Raw genomic sequence first — 16074 nt, forward strand, 5'->3', positions numbered from 1 at the left:
ATCAGGCCGCCAGACTGGCGTCGCGACCGTCGCGGATGGTGGCGAAATAAACGTCTTCCAGGTCCGGGTCGACCGGCTCGAAGCCATCACCCGGGTCACCGTCGGACACGACGTGGATAGCCACCTGGCCCATGGTCAGGCGTTCGGAAATGATGGCGTAGCGCTCTCGCAGCCCGGCCAAATCCGACTTGGCGATGGTGCGGCTCCACACCTTGCCCTTCATTTCGGCAATCAGTTCGCCCGGCGCGCCCTGCTTGGCGATCCGGCCCTGGTTGAGAATGGCCATGCGCGGGCACAGGTCTGCGACGTCCTCGACGATATGGGTCGACAGGATGACCACGACATTCTCGCCGATTTCCGACAGGAGATTGTGGAAACGGTTGCGCTCCTCAGGGTCGAGGCCGGCGGTCGGTTCGTCGACGATGATCAGCTGCGGATCGCCCAGCAGGGCCTGGGCGATACCGAAGCGCTGGCGCATGCCGCCCGAATAGGAGGCGACGGACTTCTTGGCGTGCTGGGCCAAATTGGTCTGTTCCAGCAGTGCCTCGACGACGCGCTTGCGCTCCTTGCCGTCCGACAGGCCCTTGAGGACGGCCAGATGGTCTAGCATGGCGCGCGCCGACATGCGCGGATATACACCGAAATCCTGCGGCAGATAGCCCAGCGTGGCGCGCAGTTTCTGCGGCTCGCGCAGGATGTCGATATCGCCGAACTGCAAACTGCCCTCGTCCGGGGCCTGCAGCGTCGCCAGGGTGCGCATCAGGGTCGACTTGCCGGCACCGTTCGGACCCAGCAGGCCGAACATGCCCTTGGAAATGGACAGGCTGACGCCATCGAGGGCGCGCACCTTGTTGCCATAGGTTTTCGTCAATTCGTTGATTTCAAGCATGAAGTCCCAGCGGCGCGCAGCGCGCCGTCTCCCCTGTATCAGCTAGGGCCCGAAGACCGGGCCAGTTGGCGCCCCCAAGCGCGGACCCGCACTCAACCCCATACCGACCTTTCCCGCTAGGGGGACGGGCAGGCGATGCCATCCCTCCCCCCGGGGCCGGTGTCCGCCTCCGGGCCCTGCCGCTGCCCCGTGACGACAGGCGCGCGGGCGGCTATGCGTGAGCCCATGTCGCCACCCCTCCTCACGCTCCAGAACATCCACCTCACCTTCGGCGTCACCCCGCTGCTCGATGGCGCGGACCTGCAGGTCGGCGAGGGCGAGCGCCTGTGCCTCGTGGGGCGCAACGGGTCGGGCAAGTCGACACTGATGAAGGTCGCCGCCGGCCTCGTCGACGCCGACGAGGGCGAGCGCTTCATCCACCCTTCCGCCACCGTGCGCTATCTCGAGCAGGACCCGGACCTGTCCGGCCACGCCACGCTGCGCGATTACGTCATGGCCGGCCTGGCCCCCGGGGATGCCGATTACCGGGCCGACTATCTGCTGGAGAAGCTCGGCCTCACCGGCCGCGAGAAGCCGGACCAGGTGTCCGGCGGAGAAGCACGCCGGGCCGCCCTGGCGCGCGCCCTGGCGCCCGATCCTGACGTCCTGCTGATGGACGAGCCGACCAACCATCTCGACCTGCCGGCCATCGAGTGGCTGGAAGACGAACTGCGCCATATCCGCTCGGCTCTCGTCCTGATCAGCCACGACCGCCGTTTCCTGGCCAATCTGACGCGCCGCACCCTGTGGCTCGACCGCGGCCGCACGCGCCTCCTCGACAAGGGTTTTGCCGAGTTCGAGACCTGGCGCGACACATTGCTCGAGGCTGAGGCGGAGGAGATGCACAAGCTCGGCCGCAAGATCGCCCGCGAGGAGGACTGGGTGCGCTATGGCGTCACCGCCCGGCGCAAGCGAAATGTCCGCCGCATGGGCGAGTTGCAGGAGCTCAAGCGCCAGCACCGCGAGCACCGCGGGCCGCAAGGCCAGGTCAAGCTGGAAGCCAGCCAGGCCCAGGAGTCGGGCAAGCTGATCGCAGAGGCCAAGCATGTCAGCCTGGCCTATGACGGCCGTCCCATCGTCGAGGACTTCTCGACCAAGATCGCCCGCAATGCCCGCATCGGCCTGGTTGGTCCCAACGGTGCCGGCAAGACCACCCTGCTCAACATCCTCACCGGCCAGCTTGAGCCCGACAGTGGCTCCATCCGTCTCGGCACCAAGCTCGAGATCGCCAGCCTCGACCAGAAGCGCCTCGCCCTGCGCGATGACTGGACGGTCTCGGAAGCCCTGACCCAGGGCGGTGGCCACCTCGTCGAAGTCGCCGGTCGGACCAAGCACGTCATGGCCTACATGAAGGATTTTCTGTTCGCGCCGGAACAGGCGAACACGCCGGTCCATGTCCTGTCCGGCGGCGAGAGGGCACGTCTCATGCTCGCCCGCGCCCTCGCCCTGCCGTCCAATTTGCTGGTCCTCGACGAACCGACCAATGACCTCGACCTGGAAACCCTCGACCTGCTGCAGCAGCTGATCGACGATTATGCCGGCACGGTCTTCCTGGTCTCGCACGACCGCGACTTCCTCGACCGCGTGTGCTCCAGCGTCATCGTGGCCGAGGGCAATGGCCAATGGCGGGAATATCCCGGCGGCTATTCCGACATGGTTGCCCAGCGCGGCTCGGGCGTCACCGCCCTTGCCGAAAAGCGCGGCCCGGACGCGCCTTCACAGCCCAAGGCGGCTGAACCGGCCCCGGTCGCGGCGCCGCCGGAACGCCGCCGCATGGCCAACAAGGACAAATACGCGCTCAAGCTACTGCCCGGCGAAATCGAGGCCCTGGAAGCGCGCATCGCCAAGCTCGAAACCGAGATGGCCGATCCCGACCTGTTCAAGGACAGCGTCCGTTTCGCCACCGTATCCAAGCAGCTCGCAGATGCCCTGACCGAGAAATCCGACAAGGAAGACCGCTGGCTCGAACTGGAAGCGCTGCGCGAAGAGATCGAGGGCGACTGACCTGCACGGACTGACCGTTTCTGTCGCCCGTGACCAGCACCCTCGCTCCCGATCGCTGCCGCCATCGGGGGATATCCGTGTTTCGCCATTTCTGCCGATTCCTCACCCAGCTGCTGAATCTCGCCTTCATCCTGCTGGTTCTGGCCATCCTCGGTGCCTTCTGAGAGCGGCAAGGAACCGGGCCAGCATCTCTCCCGTTGGATTGCCAGGGGGGACTTCGAGACACAAAGAGGATCCCAATGACCGAACAACTTTCCGGCAAGCGCATCGCCATTCTCGCCGCTACCGGCTTCGAGGAGATCGAGCTGTTCGAGCCCAAGTCGGCGATCGAGAAGGCGGGCGGCACGGTGGAAATCGTGTCCCTCAAGTCCGGCGAGATCGAAGGCAACAAGCACCGCGAGCACGGCCGCTCGATCAAGGTCGACGCCACGCTCGATGACGCCCGCGCCGATCAGTATGACGGCCTCGTGATTCCCGGCGGGCTGTTTTCCCCGGATGCCTTGCGAGTCAACGACCAGGCGCTCGACTTCGTGCGCGACTTCTTCACCCAGAAAAAGCCTGTCGCCTCGATTTGCCATGGTCCGCAGGTGCTGATCGACGCCGACGTGGTCAATGGCCGCAAGATGACGGCGATCAAGAATATCCGTACCGATCTGGGCAATGCCGGCGCCCGCGTCGTCGACGAGGAAGTCGTGGTCGACCAGGGCCTGGTCACCAGCCGCGGCCCGGACGACATCGAGGCCTTCTGTTCAAAGCTGGTCGAGGAAATGTGCGAGGGCAAACACGCCAAGCAGGCCGAATCCGTCTGAATCGGCAGCGGCGCGCAAGGAAAAAGGGACGGCATTTGCCGTCCCTTTTCTCATTTCCGTTGATACCGGCCTGCGGTCAGAACTCGCCGAACGCGCCGCGCAGCTTGGCCAGCTGGTCAGCCACCGGATTGGCATCGGCCTCGACCAGCCCGTCGACATAGAGATTGTCGTCGATCCGCTTGAGCCGGGCGTACAGCGAACGTGAGCGCGCCACCAGATCGGCCAGCACCACGGGCGGCGCCTCGCCGTCCGGCCACAAGTGCTCGCTGGCGCGGTCATTGGAGAGCCGGTACTTGCCGTCGGTCGCATCGTCGGCACTCATCTCGCCTTCCGACACCGCGCGCTGAGCCAGCAGCCAGGAGGCCGCCTGCATCAGCCGCGTCGTCAGCTTCATGCTTTCCGTGGCGTAGGACAGCGCCCCGGCCCGGTCGAGCGCCTTGGCATCGTCGCGGCCCGGCCCGTCCAGGTAAGCTGCCGTCTCCTCGACCAGGTCCATGCCCTCGCGGAACAGCTTCTGGAACATTTCCGAAGCGGCGAAGTCCTGGGACCGGGCAGCGGGGGCGCCTCCGGCAGGAAACAGGGTCGGTGTGCGGGTATCGGTCATTACGCGTCCAATTTTGTCGGCGGATAGGCGGTTCGCTGATCCATCTAGCAAGCCCGGGGCCAGCCTCTCCGATTCTGCTTGATCAAAGCTTAAACACCGCATCCGCGGCGCTGCGGCCGGCCTGCTTGCTCTCGGTGATCTGGTCGACCCGGCGAATCTCCGCTTCCAGCAAGGCGCGCCGCTCGGCCAGATCGTCCAGCGACAGGGCCGACAGGTCTTCACCCGGCGTGATGGTCACACGCTTGTCGCGGCTTGCCGCCGTGTCATCATCATGGAACATGGAAAGCCTCCATCGTCTGATTTTGCAACATAGCGCGCCACGGACGCGAAACCCATGACCCAGGCCGAGGAAAAACGTCCGGACCCCGGGAACCGCAACCGGGTCGTCATTGCTGAAACGCCCGGCGGGCCGGAAGTGTTGCGCCTGGTCACGCGTGACATGCCCGAACCGGGCCCCGGCGAAGTGCTGATCCGCAATGCCGCCTGCGGGGTCAACCGACCCGACCAGATCGAACGCCTCGGTTTCTACCCGGCCCCGCCCGGTGCCCCGGAAGGGCTCGGCTTGGAAGTGTCCGGCTGTATCGAGGCCATCGGTCCGGGGGTCGACGGCTTCAGGGTCGGCGACGCGGTATGCGCCCTCGTCGCGGGCGGTGGCTATGCCGAGCATTCCGTTGCCCCGGCCGGCTCGGTCCTGCCGGCGCCCTCGACGCTCGCCCTGGCCGACGCCGCCGGCCTGCCGGAGACCGTGTTCACCGTCTGGGCCAATGTGTTTGACCGCGCCGCACTGAAGCCGGGCGAGGCCCTGCTCGTGCATGGCGGCTCCAGCGGCATCGGCACCACCGCCATCCAGATGGCCAAGGCGCACGGCGCCCGCGTGTTCACGACCGCCGGCAGCCCGGACAAGGTTGCGCTGTGCCGCGACCTCGGTGCCGACCTGGCGATCAATTACCGCGACCAGGACTTCGTCGAACAGGTGCGCGAGGCCGGCGGTGCTGACGTCATCCTCGACATGGTCGGCGGCGACTATGTCCAGCGCAATCTGGACTGTGCCAATTTCGGCGCCCGCATCGTCTCCATCGCCTTCCTCAAGGGCAGCCGCGTCGAGCTCGACCTGATGCGACTGATGCTCAAGCAGATCACCCTGACCGGCTCGACCCTGCGCGCCCGCCCGGTGGACGAGAAAGCCCGCCTCGCTGCCGACATCCGGGACACCGTGTGGCCGTGGATCGAGGCCGGCTGGCTCAAACCGGTGATTGACAGCCGCCACGCCCTGGCCGATGTCCGCGCGGCACACGAACGTCTCGACAGCGGCGCCCATTCCGGCAAGATCATCCTGACCTGCTGACAATCAGCCGTGCACCCGGCTTTGCAGACGCGGCCTGCTGCGATATAAAACCCGCAAATCGTGGGCTGCATCGACCATCCGCAGCCCGCGTCGGAAGCCCAGGCCCGGCAACCGTGCTGGGCTTTTTTTGTTTTTATACCCCCCAATTCCCCAAGGGAGCCGATGACATGACCGAGATCCTGATGCCGAAAGCCACGGCCGTCTGGCTGGTCGACAACACCTCGCTGACCTTCGACCAGATTGCCGATTTCTGCGGCCTGCATCCGCTCGAGGTCAAAGGTATTGCCGACGGCGACGTGGCGGTCGGGGTGCGTGGCGCCGATCCGATCTCCAACGGCCAGCTGACCCGCGAGGAAATCGAGAAGGCCGAGGCCAAGTCCGATTACCGGATGACGGTGGTGAAGCCGAAATATTCCGACCTGCACCAGCCGGCCAAGCGCCGCGGTCCGCGCTACACGCCGCTGTCGCGCCGCCAGAACCGCCCGGACGCCATCGCCTGGCTCGTGCGCAACCACCCGGAACTGGCCGACGCCCAGATCTCCAAGCTGATCGGCACCACCAAGACGACTATCCAGGCCGTGCGCGAGCGCACCCACTGGAATGCCGCCAACATCAAGCCGACCGACCCGGTCTCGCTCGGCCTGTGCACCCAGATCGACCTCGACGAACAGGTCAAGAAGGCCTCGGCCCGCCGGCGCAAGCTGGAAGAGGAAAACCCGGAAATGCTCACCGACACCCTGAAGGCGCAGGAAGACCTGCACCAGGAGAAGGAAGAGAAGCCGGCCGAGATCAATCTGGAGACCCTGTTCGGCGGCGGCCAGAACAAGAGCTGATCGCAGCCTCCAAACTGAACCGGACAAAGCCGCGGCAGGCCTCTGCCGCGGCTTTTTCTTTGGGCGCGGAGGCCCATCGTCATGCATCCGCAAGATCAGTCTCATATCGCGCTGCATTCCTTCTTCCAGCAGCAAATCCGCCATGGCGGCCATCGCCTGGCGATACGGGAGGGAACGGGGCGGCGGGACGAACCTGCCGAAATTTCTAAACATAGGGTTCATCACGCCACCCCGTTCGCGGAGATTTGGGCCAGGCCTCGCGGCACCGGATTCCAGACCGGTCGGTAGCGGCGATCCATGATTAGTGTCGCCGCGACCTCCCGATAGCCCCGCCAGCGTTACGGCCGGTCACAGCCGGCACCCGGACGGGCTCCGCCCGCTCCACGACCACAGATGACCAGGCCTGCGCCTCCCGTGCCGTGAAGCCGGGGGAAGTGTCCCATGGGCCAGAGGGGGTGGGGATGAAATCGGGCGATAAAAAGTGACGCCCTCTGATTTCATTGCGGAAACCGCCACGGACGGTCGCGAAAAGTGCGGAGAAAAAAATTTTATGACCCGCCGCCGCCCGGCTGTCGCCGCGCTATGGCGGGGCAGGCCCGCCTCCCTCTCCCGGGGGAGAGGGATCAAGGGAGAGGGGGAAATGGCGGGGTCTGTCCGGAGAGGGTTTTCCTGCTGCAGGCACTCTCCGGAGAGGGCAACGGAATCCCCCTCATCCGACCCTTCGGGCCACCTTCTCCCAGGGGAGAAGGGGTGACGGAGCCTGTCCCGCGCAGGTCCTCCCCCTTGATGGGGGAGGTGGATCGCCGCGTCAGCGGCAAGACGGAGGGGGTGGGGGCCAGGTGCCCGAACTGTCTGGCACCGGGATTCACCCCTTCCGCCCCTTCGGGGCACCTTCCCCATCAAGGGGAAGGACCTCGTCTGGTGTGCCCGCTCCCCCGCTGCGCAGGGGAGGGGTGGCAGAGCCCGATCCGGATCCGTCTGGAATGCGGGCCCCTGTTTCAGCCCAGCATCGGCCTGTTCAGCATCAACCACAGGATCGCCAAAATCGCGGCGAAGGCGGGGATGCCGCAAGCGACCCAGAGACGAAAAAGACGGTCATGGGCGCGCGGCAGGTTCGAGCCTGTCGCAGCCGCGGTCTGCGCCAAGGCCCGCATCCGCATCTGGAGCACCACGACCGGCAGCCACAGGGCGCCAATCAGCAGATACAGGGCAGTCGAGGCCATCAGCCACGGCTCGGTCAGGGACCAGCCCGACGCCCGCGCCAGCAGGACACCGGTGACAGGCTGGGCGATGGCCGCTGTAGCGGTGAACAACCAGTCCGCCAGCACGACAATGCCCGCGACGTGGGCGATCAGAGCCGGGTCACGGCTGCGGACCGAGATCAGCATGAAGAATGCGATCCCGGCCCCGGTCCCGAGCAGGACACAGGCGCCAAGCACATGGGCAAAGCGCAGCAGCTCCACCATCAGCGCTCCTCTACCAGCACGGCCACCACAAGGCAGAGGCCGAGGACCGGCAGGATCTTCAGCAGCGGCCCCAGCGGATCCAGCCAGAGGTCCAGCGCCAGCAGACTGCCGCCCACAAGATAGGCGATGGAAAGCGCAGCCATGCCAAGACAGGCCGGACGGGACCAGCGCCGAACCAGAATGGCCAGACCGAGCGCCAGATCGGCCAGCGCACCGGCGATCACGATGCCGCTTGCGATCCCGCCGGAAACACCGTGGTCGACCAATAGCCGGGTTGCAGCCTCTCGTTCGAAAAGGGCGATGATCCCCGTTGCACACCAGAACACCGACAATATCCCCAGCAGGACCGGCATCAGCAGGGTCAGGCGGGCAAACCAGCGCTCCTGGACCGTTGCCGGCATCGCGGCCAGTGTCTGGTCGAGGGACCGGCACGGAGTTCCGCCCGCCGCGGCCCATGCCGACGGGTCACCCGTGACGCCGTCTTCCAGCGTCCGAAGCGCCGTCCTGCGATAGGGTGACCGCCAGCCGAGCCGGCCTGCCCCGTCGGCCAGGCGACTTGACAGCGACACCAGGACATCCGGCACGTCCACCCCGAACCGCCAGCCCGGGAAGCCCAGCCATTGCCGGATGCGCACTTGCAGCGCGGCAAAGCTGTGCGCCTCCGCCTCGGTCAGGTCGGCAATGGTCCCCGGTCTGATACGGCCGCGGACCGCGTCCACAACGGCCTGGGCAACATCGTCGAGGCAGACGGTCTGGACCGGCCGGTCGGCCAACAGGCGGAACTGGACCAAAGGGACCGCCGCACTGGCACGCAGCAGCGCGGTGCCGCCATAAGCATCCGGGCCCAAGACGAGGGTCGGGCGCAGGATCACCGTGTCGATGGCGTTGTCTGTCAGCCGCTGGTCACCACGCGCCTTGCTGCGGAAAAACGCGGTCGGTGCATCGGCCCGCACCCCGGCAGCGGAAATCTGCACGAAACGCGTGGGCGTGCCGCGCAGCGCGGCAACCAGTTCGCCGATCATCGTGTCATGGATGCGATTCAGGTCATCCCTGGGCCCGTCCTGCAGCGCCCCGGCGGCGTTGACGACGACCTCGACACCAGACAGCAGCTCCCGCCACTCGTCCGCATCCAGCCCACCGATATCCTGGATGACCCATTCGATGTCCGGGGCACTGCGTCGCGCCGATGCGGCATTGCGGCCGAAACCGACGACCTCGCAGCCGGCCTTGCGAAGCGCCCGGACGCAGGCGGACCCGATCAGGCCGTAGCCGCCGAGGACCGCGACCCGCACGAGGCTAGTCTCGCGCCACCGTGTAGTTCAGCGCCATCCGCCCGCCGTCCGCGTACAGCACCGTGCCGGTGATGTAGCTGGCATCCTTCGAGGCCAGGAAGGACGCCACCGAGGCGACCTCGTCCGGATCGCCGATGCGCTGCAGCGGGGTGCGCGACATGATCTTGTCCATGGCGGCGGGGTTGTCGTTCACCGATTTGAGGACGTCGGTATTGATGCTGCCCGGGCCGATGGCGTTGACGCGCAGGCCGTACTTGGCCAGCGACAGGGCCATCGCCTTGGTCATCTGGTTGAGGGCCCCCTTGGTGGCGCAATAGGCCAGCTGGTCGGGGATGGCGAGCACGGAATTGACCGAGGACATGTTGATGATGGCATAGCGCCGGCGTACGTCTTCCAGGCGTTCGCCGTCGGCTTCGATCTGCTCGACCATCTGGCGCGCCGCCTCGCGGGCGACCAGGAATGAACCCTTCAGATTGACCGCGATGACCCGGTCGAAATCGGCTTCGGAGAGGTCGAGAATGTCGCCGGTGGCGACGATTCCGGCATTGTTGACCAGGATGTCCAGGCGCTCGAAGGCCGAGCGCGTCTCGGCCAGGAGATTGCTCACCGAGAGCCGGTCGGAGACATCGCACGACACGAACAGCGCCTTGCCCTTCTCCGCGCCCAGTTCCTGGGCCAGCGCCTGTCCGGACTCCTGGTCGGTATCGGCGATGACGACGAGGCAGCCATCCTCGCTCAGGCGGCGGGCACAGGCCTTGCCGATCCCGTTGGCCCCGCCGGTAATGATTGCGACCCGGTCACCCATGCGCATGTCCCCTTGGCTAAATGGCGTGTCTGTCGTTCGAGCGCCGACCTTGCACGACGGATCGGGCTTGGCAATGGCTGGCCGATAACCGGCAGGTTACGGATTGTGGGTGCGCTCGTAATCCGCCGCGATCTCCGGATCATCCGGCGACAGCTCGAAGGCGCGCTCGTAAAGCGCCAGCGCCTCCTCGACCCGGCCGAGGGCTTCCAGCGCCGCGGCCTGGGAATGCACGATGGCGCCGATCTCCGGTTCCGCCGCCACGGCCTGTTCGCACAATGGCAGCGCGGTTTCCGGACGATTGTCCTTGATCAGCGTCCAGCACAGCATGTTGAGCGAGGAGCCACTGGTCGGGTCGAGCTCGACCGCACGTCGCGCATCGGCGACGGCCGCGCCGGTCATGCCGGCATCGAGCAGGGCGCTCGACCGGTTGATCCACGCCCCGTCCCAGTCCGGCGCCAGCTGCACCACTCGGTCAAAGGCGACCACGGCCTCGCTCGAACGGTCCAGGTCCTGGTAGGCAATCCCCAGCGACAGGAAGGTGACGACGTCGTTCGGCATTTCAGCGGCGGCCCGTTCCAGATCACGCAGACCGAGCTCGGTCTGGCCGGTCTCCAGACGGGCAATGCCGCGATTGCGGTAGAGCGCCGGCTGGACCACTTCGGCCTGCTGTGTCTCGACGATGGCAAAGGCGAAGTTATAGGCGCTGAGAGCCTCCTCGAAACGTTCCTCGGCGAGGAAGGCGGCACCCAGCGCGGCGTACACTCCAACCTCTTCCTCGGCGGTCAGGTCGGCCGAGCCAAGACAGGTTTCAAAAGCCAGGATCGCCGCACCTGTCTCGCCACCATCCATGGCCTCGCGCCCGGCCAGGCAGGCGCCGCTGTCGATCTGGGCCAGGGCGGCCGGGGCCGCACCCGCGCTGACGAGAAAGAGGCTGGCCAGGCTCGCGGCCAGACGGGAAAAACGCATGCAACTCTCCTTCATTCCCCCTCACCTTAACCCGCAAAAAGGGCGGCCTGATAGCCGCCCCCCTGTAGTTTGCCTGATTATGAATTTCGCCGGTTTCAGAACCGGGTCACTGCAATTGCTCGGAATGCGCCGACATTCGCAGCGCCTCGATCTGTTCCTTCAGTCGAAGTTTCTCCTTTTTCAGCCGGGCAAGCTCGAGCGAATCCACCGACGGGTGCCGGGTGACTTCGTCGATCTGGGTGTCCAGGCGCGTGTGACGCGCGTCGAGCTCACGAATGCGGGCTGCGATGGGCATGGATACTTCTCCCTGTAGCTGAAGTGGAATGCTCGATTGAAGCAAATTCCCGCGCTATGTCTACTCACGAAACGTTTCTCGGTGGATTTTGCATGAAAAAAGACCGTCTGATCGTCGGCGTCTCGGGCGCCTCGGGCATTGTCTACGGCCTGCGCGCGCTGGACGCCCTGCGCGAACTGGGCCTGGAAAGCCATATGGTGGCCTCCAAGGCGGCCGAAATGACGCTGGGTTACGAGACCGACGTTTCGATCAAGGATTTTCGCGCCCGCGCCGACCATTTCTACAAGATGCCCGATGTCGGCGCGCCGATCGCCTCCGGCTCCTTTGCCACGCGCGGCATGCTGATCGCGCCGTGCTCGGTGCGCACCATGGCTGAAATCGCCACCGGCGTGACCTCCAGCCTGCTCACCCGCGCCGCCGACGTGGTCCTCAAGGAGCGCCGGCGTCTCGTGCTGATGGTGCGAGAAACGCCATTCCATCTCGGCCATATCCGCACCATGGAAACCCTGACCGAGATGGGTGCCATCATCTGCCCGCCCCTGCCCGCCTTCTATGCCAAGCCGAAGACCATCGACGACCTGGTCGACCAGTCGGTCGGGCGCGCCCTCGACCTGTTCGGCCTCGACTGGGAACCGACCCGGCGTTGGGGCGAGGATCTCGAGGGCGGCCGTCGCCCCTGATCTGAACCGGGTCCCGGTTCACGATTTATTTGCCGTCGTATTGGCGATATAATACCGGTCGCAACACCGTGCTGGTCCGCCCTGCGTCAGGGAAGGCCGGTGACTCCCACGACAATTGACTGATTGCGACTGACTGATTGCGACCCGGAAAGAGACGGCTGAGGCATGGACGGACTACCTCTCGAGCAGCAGGCGCTGGTCACCCGCATCCGCGAATTGCGGAGACAGCATGACACGCTCAATGGCGAAGTGGACGCCCTGACCGAGACCGGAGTCGTCGATCAGCTCAAATATGCCCGCCTGAAAAAGGAAAAGCTGCGGATCAAGGACGAGATCGCCCGTCTGGAAGACCAGCTGACCCCCGACATCATCGCCTGAGCCCAGGCGCGGCCACGGGACTCAGGCGCGTCGCGCCTTGGAGCTGACCGGATCGGCCGCTTTCTGGGCCCGCTTGCGCTCGTACATGGCCGCGTCCGCCATGGCCATCGCCTCTTCCGCCTGGCCACCCGGCTTGAGCGCCTGCAGGCCCCAGGCCGCGCCGATTTCCAGAACTTCGCCATTGTGACGGAACGGAGTCGTCTCGACCAGCCGGACCAGTTCGCGGGCCTTGGCCTCGGCGCCCGGCATCTCGGTCAGGGTCAGCAGGACGCCGAACTCGTCGCCGCCGAGCCGGCCGATGCTGTCGGTCTCGCGCACATTGGCGCCGAGGATCGACACCACATGATGCAGCGCCGCATCACCGGCCGCATGGCCGTGCGTGTCATTGATCGCCTTGAACCCGTTGAGATCCAGGTAGAGCAGGGCCGACGGCGTCTGGTGCCGTTCCGCCAGGGCCAGCGACTTACTGACCTCGCGCACGAAGGCGCGGCGGTTGAGGACGGGCAGCAGGACGTCGTGATCGGCCAGGCTTTCCAGTTCGCGGATCCGGCCACGCAGGCGCTCGGTTTCCTGGCGCAGCTGGTCGACCTCGCCCATCAGCGACAGCAGGGCCTGTTGCACATTGGGGGTCAGCTCGGCTTCCGGGATGCCCATGATCGAGGCTGCGTCGCGCGGTGCGGACGCATGCGAGGCGCCGGTCGGCGACCCGGTGGTGCGGCCCGACCGGGCGGTTGCGGTCTTGCCGGTCCGTCCGGCGGCGTTGAAGGGTCCGATGCGCATGGCTTCGATCCGTCTTGATGCTTCCAGCCTGCACAGTGCTCGAACGTGGTTAAGAAACATTCAAGCGAGGCACGCAAACCCGCACCATTGCAGGGCGCCTTGACCTTCCCCCTACTCCGGTTAATGTCCCGCGCTTCCTTTTCCCGAACAGGAAGCGCCATGAGTGAGTACTCGCCGAAGGATTCCGGCTCCGCCCACAACGCGGGCTGCGACGTCGCCATCATCATGGGCTCGCGCTCGGACTGGCCGACCATGCAGAAGGCCGCCGACATCCTCGACAGGCTCGGCGTGTCGCATGACTGCCGCGTGGTGTCCGCTCACCGCACCCCGGACCGCCTGATCGACTTCGCCAAGTCGGCCCGCGGCCAGGGCTTCAAGGTAATCATCGCCGGGGCCGGCGGCGCCGCCCACCTGCCCGGCATGGTGGCCTCGATGACGCCCCTGCCTGTGCTCGGTGTTCCGGTGCGCTCCAAGGCGCTGAGCGGCCAGGACAGCCTGCTCTCCATCGTCCAGATGCCCGGCGGCATCCCGGTCGGCACGCTGGCCATCGGCGAGGCCGGCGCGCTCAATGCCGGCCTGATGGCGGCCTCCATCCTGGCGCTGTCCGACACCGCCCTGGCCGACCGGCTCGAAGCCTGGCGCGAGGCCCAGACCGACAGCGTGCCCGACAGCGTCGAGGACTGAACATGAGCCAGACCGCCCTGCCACCCGGATCGGTGATCGGCATTCTCGGCGGCGGCCAGCTCGGACGCATGCTGGCGCTCGCCGGGTCGGCCCTCGGCTTCGACATCCACGTCTATGATCCCCAGCCCGACGGGCCGGCCGCCCGCGTCGCCGCGCGCAGCTTCTGCGCCCCGTGGGACGATCATGGTGCCCTGGCCGACTTCGCCGCCCGCTGCGATGCCGTCACTTTCGAGTTCGAGAACATCCCGACCGACGCCCTCGCCGCGGTGGCCCGGGCCGCCGCGCTGCGCCCCGGCGTGCGCTCGCTGGAGCTGACCCAGGACCGGGTCATCGAGAAGCGCTTCATCAATGATGCCGGCGTCGCCACCGTGCCCTTCGCGCCGGTCGACGACCTGGCCGGCCTTAAGGCCGCCCTCACCGAGATCGGTCGCCCGGCCGTGCTCAAGACCCGCCGCTTCGGCTATGACGGCAAGGGCCAGGCCTGGATCCGCGACGGCGACGACCCGGCCGACGCCTGGCAGGCCATCGGCCAGCAGCCGGCCATCCTGGAAGCCGCGGCACCCTTCGTGCGCGAGCTCTCCGTCGTCGCGGCCCGCAGCCTCGATGGCGAAGTGCGCGCCTGGCCGCTGTCGGAAAACGTGCACGGCGACGGTATCCTCAAGACCACCACCGCTCCGGCCGCCGACCTCGATGACAAGATCGTGGCCGAGGCCCTGCGCATTGCCCGCGCCATCGGCGACGGGCTCGACCATGTCGGCGTGTTCGCCGTCGAGCTGTTCGATCTCGGCGCCGGCCGCCTGGTGGTCAACGAGATCGCCCCGCGCGTGCACAATACCGGCCACTGGACCCAGGATGCCTGCGCCTGCGACCAGTTCGCCCAGCACATGCGCGCCGTGGCCGGCTGGCCGCTCGGCGACCCGGCGCCGCATTCCTCTGCCGTGATGACCAACCTGATCGGCGCCGACGCGCATGACTGGGCCGCCCTGGCCGCCGAGCCGGGCGCCTGCCTGCACCTCTACGGCAAGCGCGAGGCCCGCGCCGGCCGCAAGATGGGCCATGTCACCCGGCTGGGAACGTTGGCCCGCTAGGCGACGTTAGATGGGCATGGCCCATCCCGTGCTCAAAGACCCGCAACACGCCCCCGACATGTATATCGACGACACCGGTCCCTTCGACATGATCGGTGATGTGCACGGCTGTGCCGGCGAGCTGGAGGACCTGCTGGAAAAGCTCGGCTACGAGGTCGGGCACCGCGGCCCGACCGGCCACCGCCATTACGAGATCACCCCGCCGGACGGCCGCAAGGCAGTCTTCCTGGGCGATCTGGTCGACCGCGGCCCGCGCTCGCCCGACGTGCTGCGCCTGGTCATGGAGATGGTCGGGGACGGCGAGGCCTACTGCGTTGCCGGCAATCATGACGACAAGTACCGGCGCTGGCTCAACGGCAATCCGGTGGAGATCTCGCACGGGCTCGAGGACACGCTGGAACAGGCCGCCGTGCAGCCGGAAGGCCTGCGCCACCATGTGCGCGACTTCCTCAACGACCTGCCGACCCATCTGATCCTCGACAAGGGCCGCCTCGTCGTCGCCCATGCCGGCTTGCGCGAGGACCTGCAGGGCCGCGAGACCCGCCAGGCCCGCACCTTCGCCCTGTACGGCGAGCGCACCGGCGAACGCGACCAGTACGGCTACCCGGTGCGCGGCAACTGGGCGAAGGACTATGCCGGCCAGGCCACCGTCGTGCACGGCCACGTCGCCGCCCCCGAGGTGCGCGAGGAAAACAACGTCATCTGCATCGACACCGGCTGCGTCTATGGCGGCCACCTGACCGCCTACCGCTGGCCGGAACGCGAACTGGTCCAGGTCGAGGCGCACAGGCGGCATTACCGGTCGAAGAAATGGGGCAAGCGGTAGGGGCGTCAGTTTTTTTTGCCCTCTACGCGGTGTCATCCCGGCCGAATGGCCCGCGAAGGCGGGCCGAAGGGCCGGGACCCATACCCTCGCTTTCAACGATTGGAGCCCGCTGGTCCCGCACCGGGATGATAGGTCCCGGACTTCCGCCCCGCCTGCGCGGGGCCTCCATCCGGGATGACACGCGATTGTTTTCTCGATGAAAAGAAAGGGGCGCCCGCAGCGCCCCACCACCCCATTCATCTCTTGCCGGGAGTCCGCCTCAGACGCTTCGTCGCGTCAAGGGGAATGCCC

At 66.7% G+C, this 16074-nt stretch carries 19 protein-coding genes; 10 read left to right on the plus strand and 9 right to left on the minus strand.

All coding sequences use genetic code 11. The annotated features are described in order from the left end of the window. Position 1: 1 nt before the first annotated feature. On the minus strand, positions 2 to 889 hold the full coding sequence (locus ACXYMR_RS03195; protein WP_458941307.1) for an ABC transporter ATP-binding protein: 888 nt from the start codon (positions 887 to 889) through the stop codon (positions 2 to 4). A gap of 225 nt (positions 890 to 1114) precedes the next feature. On the opposite strand from ACXYMR_RS03195, the gene ACXYMR_RS03200 reads away from it, so the two are divergent. From ACXYMR_RS03200 to ACXYMR_RS03210, 3 genes are all read left to right on the plus strand, one after another. Beyond that, positions 1115 to 2932, plus strand: coding sequence for an ABC-F family ATP-binding cassette domain-containing protein (locus ACXYMR_RS03200; RefSeq protein WP_458941308.1), 1818 nt, complete (start codon positions 1115 to 1117; stop codon positions 2930 to 2932). A 29-nt stretch (positions 2933 to 2961) separates the two neighbouring features. After that, the gene (locus tag ACXYMR_RS03205) at positions 2962 to 3096 is read left to right on the plus strand and encodes a hypothetical protein (protein ID WP_458941309.1); all 135 of its coding nucleotides are present in this window, start codon (positions 2962 to 2964) and stop codon (positions 3094 to 3096) included. A 75-nt stretch (positions 3097 to 3171) separates the two neighbouring features. After that, a complete protein-coding gene (locus ACXYMR_RS03210) occupies positions 3172 to 3741 on the plus strand; it encodes a type 1 glutamine amidotransferase domain-containing protein (protein WP_458941310.1) in 570 nt (189 codons plus the stop codon). A gap of 76 nt (positions 3742 to 3817) precedes the next feature. On the opposite strand, the gene rcdA is transcribed toward ACXYMR_RS03210, so the two are convergent. Together rcdA and ACXYMR_RS03220 are read right to left on the minus strand one after the other, a co-directional pair. Then, positions 3818 to 4345 carry a protease adaptor protein RcdA gene (gene rcdA / locus ACXYMR_RS03215; protein WP_458941311.1) on the minus strand — a complete coding sequence of 176 codons (528 nt, stop codon included), beginning with the start codon at positions 4343 to 4345 and terminating at the stop codon, positions 3818 to 3820. Positions 4346 to 4427: 82 nt separating this feature from the next. Beyond that, on the minus strand, positions 4428 to 4625 hold the full coding sequence (locus ACXYMR_RS03220; RefSeq protein ID WP_458941312.1) for a DUF1192 domain-containing protein: 198 nt from the start codon (positions 4623 to 4625) through the stop codon (positions 4428 to 4430). 54 nt (positions 4626 to 4679) lie between these two features. Between ACXYMR_RS03220 and ACXYMR_RS03225 the strand changes: the two genes are divergently transcribed. Continuing rightward, on the plus strand, positions 4680 to 5690 hold the full coding sequence (locus ACXYMR_RS03225; RefSeq protein ID WP_458941313.1) for an NAD(P)H-quinone oxidoreductase: 1011 nt from the start codon (positions 4680 to 4682) through the stop codon (positions 5688 to 5690). Positions 5691 to 5857: 167 nt separating this feature from the next. Then, positions 5858 to 6523, plus strand: a complete 666-nt coding sequence (locus ACXYMR_RS03230) for a DUF1013 domain-containing protein (protein ID WP_458941314.1) — start codon at positions 5858 to 5860, stop codon at positions 6521 to 6523. Positions 6524 to 7521: 998 nt separating this feature from the next. Here ACXYMR_RS03230 and ACXYMR_RS03235 read toward each other — a convergent pair. The 5 genes from ACXYMR_RS03235 to ACXYMR_RS03255 all read right to left on the minus strand — a co-directional run bounded on the left by ACXYMR_RS03235 (position 7522) and on the right by ACXYMR_RS03255 (position 11347). Continuing rightward, on the minus strand, positions 7522 to 7989 hold the full coding sequence (locus ACXYMR_RS03235; protein ID WP_458941315.1) for a DUF2269 family protein: 468 nt from the start codon (positions 7987 to 7989) through the stop codon (positions 7522 to 7524). After that, the gene (locus tag ACXYMR_RS03240) at positions 7989 to 9281 is read right to left on the minus strand and encodes an SDR family oxidoreductase (RefSeq protein WP_458941316.1); all 1293 of its coding nucleotides are present in this window, start codon (positions 9279 to 9281) and stop codon (positions 7989 to 7991) included. The genes ACXYMR_RS03235 and ACXYMR_RS03240 overlap by 1 nt, the downstream gene beginning before the upstream one ends. Positions 9282 to 9285: 4 nt before the next feature. Next, positions 9286 to 10092, minus strand: coding sequence for an SDR family NAD(P)-dependent oxidoreductase (locus ACXYMR_RS03245; RefSeq protein WP_458941317.1), 807 nt, complete (start codon positions 10090 to 10092; stop codon positions 9286 to 9288). 90 nt (positions 10093 to 10182) lie between these two features. Beyond that, positions 10183 to 11052 carry a tetratricopeptide repeat protein gene (locus tag ACXYMR_RS03250; protein ID WP_458941318.1) on the minus strand — a complete coding sequence of 290 codons (870 nt, stop codon included), beginning with the start codon at positions 11050 to 11052 and terminating at the stop codon, positions 10183 to 10185. A 106-nt stretch (positions 11053 to 11158) separates the two neighbouring features. Then, positions 11159 to 11347 (minus strand): YdcH family protein, encoded by a 189-nt coding sequence (locus tag ACXYMR_RS03255; protein WP_458941319.1) that lies wholly within the window; start codon positions 11345 to 11347, stop codon positions 11159 to 11161. Positions 11348 to 11439: 92 nt separating this feature from the next. On the opposite strand from ACXYMR_RS03255, the gene ACXYMR_RS03260 reads away from it, so the two are divergent. Beyond that, the gene (locus tag ACXYMR_RS03260) at positions 11440 to 12027 is read left to right on the plus strand and encodes a UbiX family flavin prenyltransferase (RefSeq protein WP_458941320.1); all 588 of its coding nucleotides are present in this window, start codon (positions 11440 to 11442) and stop codon (positions 12025 to 12027) included. Positions 12028 to 12192: 165 nt separating this feature from the next. Next, complete coding sequence (locus tag ACXYMR_RS03265) at positions 12193 to 12405, plus strand: YdcH family protein (protein WP_458941321.1); 213 nt, start codon at positions 12193 to 12195, stop codon at positions 12403 to 12405. Between the two features lie 21 nt (positions 12406 to 12426). Here ACXYMR_RS03265 and ACXYMR_RS03270 read toward each other — a convergent pair whose 3' ends face one another. Then, positions 12427 to 13185: a GGDEF domain-containing protein gene (locus ACXYMR_RS03270; RefSeq protein WP_458941322.1), complete on the minus strand. Its 759-nt coding sequence runs from the start codon at positions 13183 to 13185 to the stop codon at positions 12427 to 12429. Between the two features lie 159 nt (positions 13186 to 13344). Here ACXYMR_RS03270 and purE point away from each other — a divergent pair, with 159 nt between their 5' ends. Genes purE through ACXYMR_RS03285 form a run of 3 tightly spaced genes read left to right on the plus strand, consistent with a single transcriptional unit; the run spans position 13345 to position 15783 of the window. Continuing rightward, positions 13345 to 13869: a 5-(carboxyamino)imidazole ribonucleotide mutase gene (gene purE / locus ACXYMR_RS03275; protein WP_458941323.1), complete on the plus strand. Its 525-nt coding sequence runs from the start codon at positions 13345 to 13347 to the stop codon at positions 13867 to 13869. A gap of 2 nt (positions 13870 to 13871) precedes the next feature. Next, positions 13872 to 14957: a 5-(carboxyamino)imidazole ribonucleotide synthase gene (locus ACXYMR_RS03280; protein WP_458941324.1), complete on the plus strand. Its 1086-nt coding sequence runs from the start codon at positions 13872 to 13874 to the stop codon at positions 14955 to 14957. 10 nt (positions 14958 to 14967) lie between these two features. Next, on the plus strand, positions 14968 to 15783 hold the full coding sequence (locus ACXYMR_RS03285) for a metallophosphoesterase (protein WP_458941325.1): 816 nt from the start codon (positions 14968 to 14970) through the stop codon (positions 15781 to 15783). Positions 15784 to 16074 lie beyond the last annotated feature (291 nt).

Source organism: Maricaulis sp. CAU 1757, assembly GCF_054482675.1.

Bases quoted from the DNA above. Each gene is read 5' to 3' on its own strand.
- ACXYMR_RS03245 (WP_458941317.1), bottom strand. From the start codon at position 10,092: ATGCGCATGGGTGACCGGGTCGCAATCATTACCGGCGGGGCCAACGGG.
- purE (WP_458941323.1), top strand. From the start codon at position 13,345: ATGAGTGAGTACTCGCCGAAGGATTCCGGCTCCGCCCACAACGCGGGC.
- ACXYMR_RS03225 (WP_458941313.1), top strand. From the start codon at position 4,680: ATGACCCAGGCCGAGGAAAAACGTCCGGACCCCGGGAACCGCAACCGG.
- ACXYMR_RS03265 (WP_458941321.1), top strand. From the start codon at position 12,193: ATGGACGGACTACCTCTCGAGCAGCAGGCGCTGGTCACCCGCATCCGC.
- ACXYMR_RS03235 (WP_458941315.1), bottom strand. From the start codon at position 7,989: ATGGTGGAGCTGCTGCGCTTTGCCCATGTGCTTGGCGCCTGTGTCCTG.
- ACXYMR_RS03285 (WP_458941325.1), top strand. From the start codon at position 14,968: ATGGGCATGGCCCATCCCGTGCTCAAAGACCCGCAACACGCCCCCGAC.
- ACXYMR_RS03230 (WP_458941314.1), top strand. From the start codon at position 5,858: ATGACCGAGATCCTGATGCCGAAAGCCACGGCCGTCTGGCTGGTCGAC.
- ACXYMR_RS03200 (WP_458941308.1), top strand. From the start codon at position 1,115: ATGTCGCCACCCCTCCTCACGCTCCAGAACATCCACCTCACCTTCGGC.
- ACXYMR_RS03250 (WP_458941318.1), bottom strand. From the start codon at position 11,052: ATGCGTTTTTCCCGTCTGGCCGCGAGCCTGGCCAGCCTCTTTCTCGTC.
- ACXYMR_RS03195 (WP_458941307.1), bottom strand. From the start codon at position 889: ATGCTTGAAATCAACGAATTGACGAAAACCTATGGCAACAAGGTGCGC.
- rcdA (WP_458941311.1), bottom strand. From the start codon at position 4,345: ATGACCGATACCCGCACACCGACCCTGTTTCCTGCCGGAGGCGCCCCC.
- ACXYMR_RS03255 (WP_458941319.1), bottom strand. From the start codon at position 11,347: ATGCCCATCGCAGCCCGCATTCGTGAGCTCGACGCGCGTCACACGCGC.
- ACXYMR_RS03260 (WP_458941320.1), top strand. From the start codon at position 11,440: ATGAAAAAAGACCGTCTGATCGTCGGCGTCTCGGGCGCCTCGGGCATT.
- ACXYMR_RS03280 (WP_458941324.1), top strand. From the start codon at position 13,872: ATGAGCCAGACCGCCCTGCCACCCGGATCGGTGATCGGCATTCTCGGC.
- ACXYMR_RS03270 (WP_458941322.1), bottom strand. From the start codon at position 13,185: ATGCGCATCGGACCCTTCAACGCCGCCGGACGGACCGGCAAGACCGCA.
- ACXYMR_RS03210 (WP_458941310.1), top strand. From the start codon at position 3,172: ATGACCGAACAACTTTCCGGCAAGCGCATCGCCATTCTCGCCGCTACC.
- ACXYMR_RS03220 (WP_458941312.1), bottom strand. From the start codon at position 4,625: ATGTTCCATGATGATGACACGGCGGCAAGCCGCGACAAGCGTGTGACC.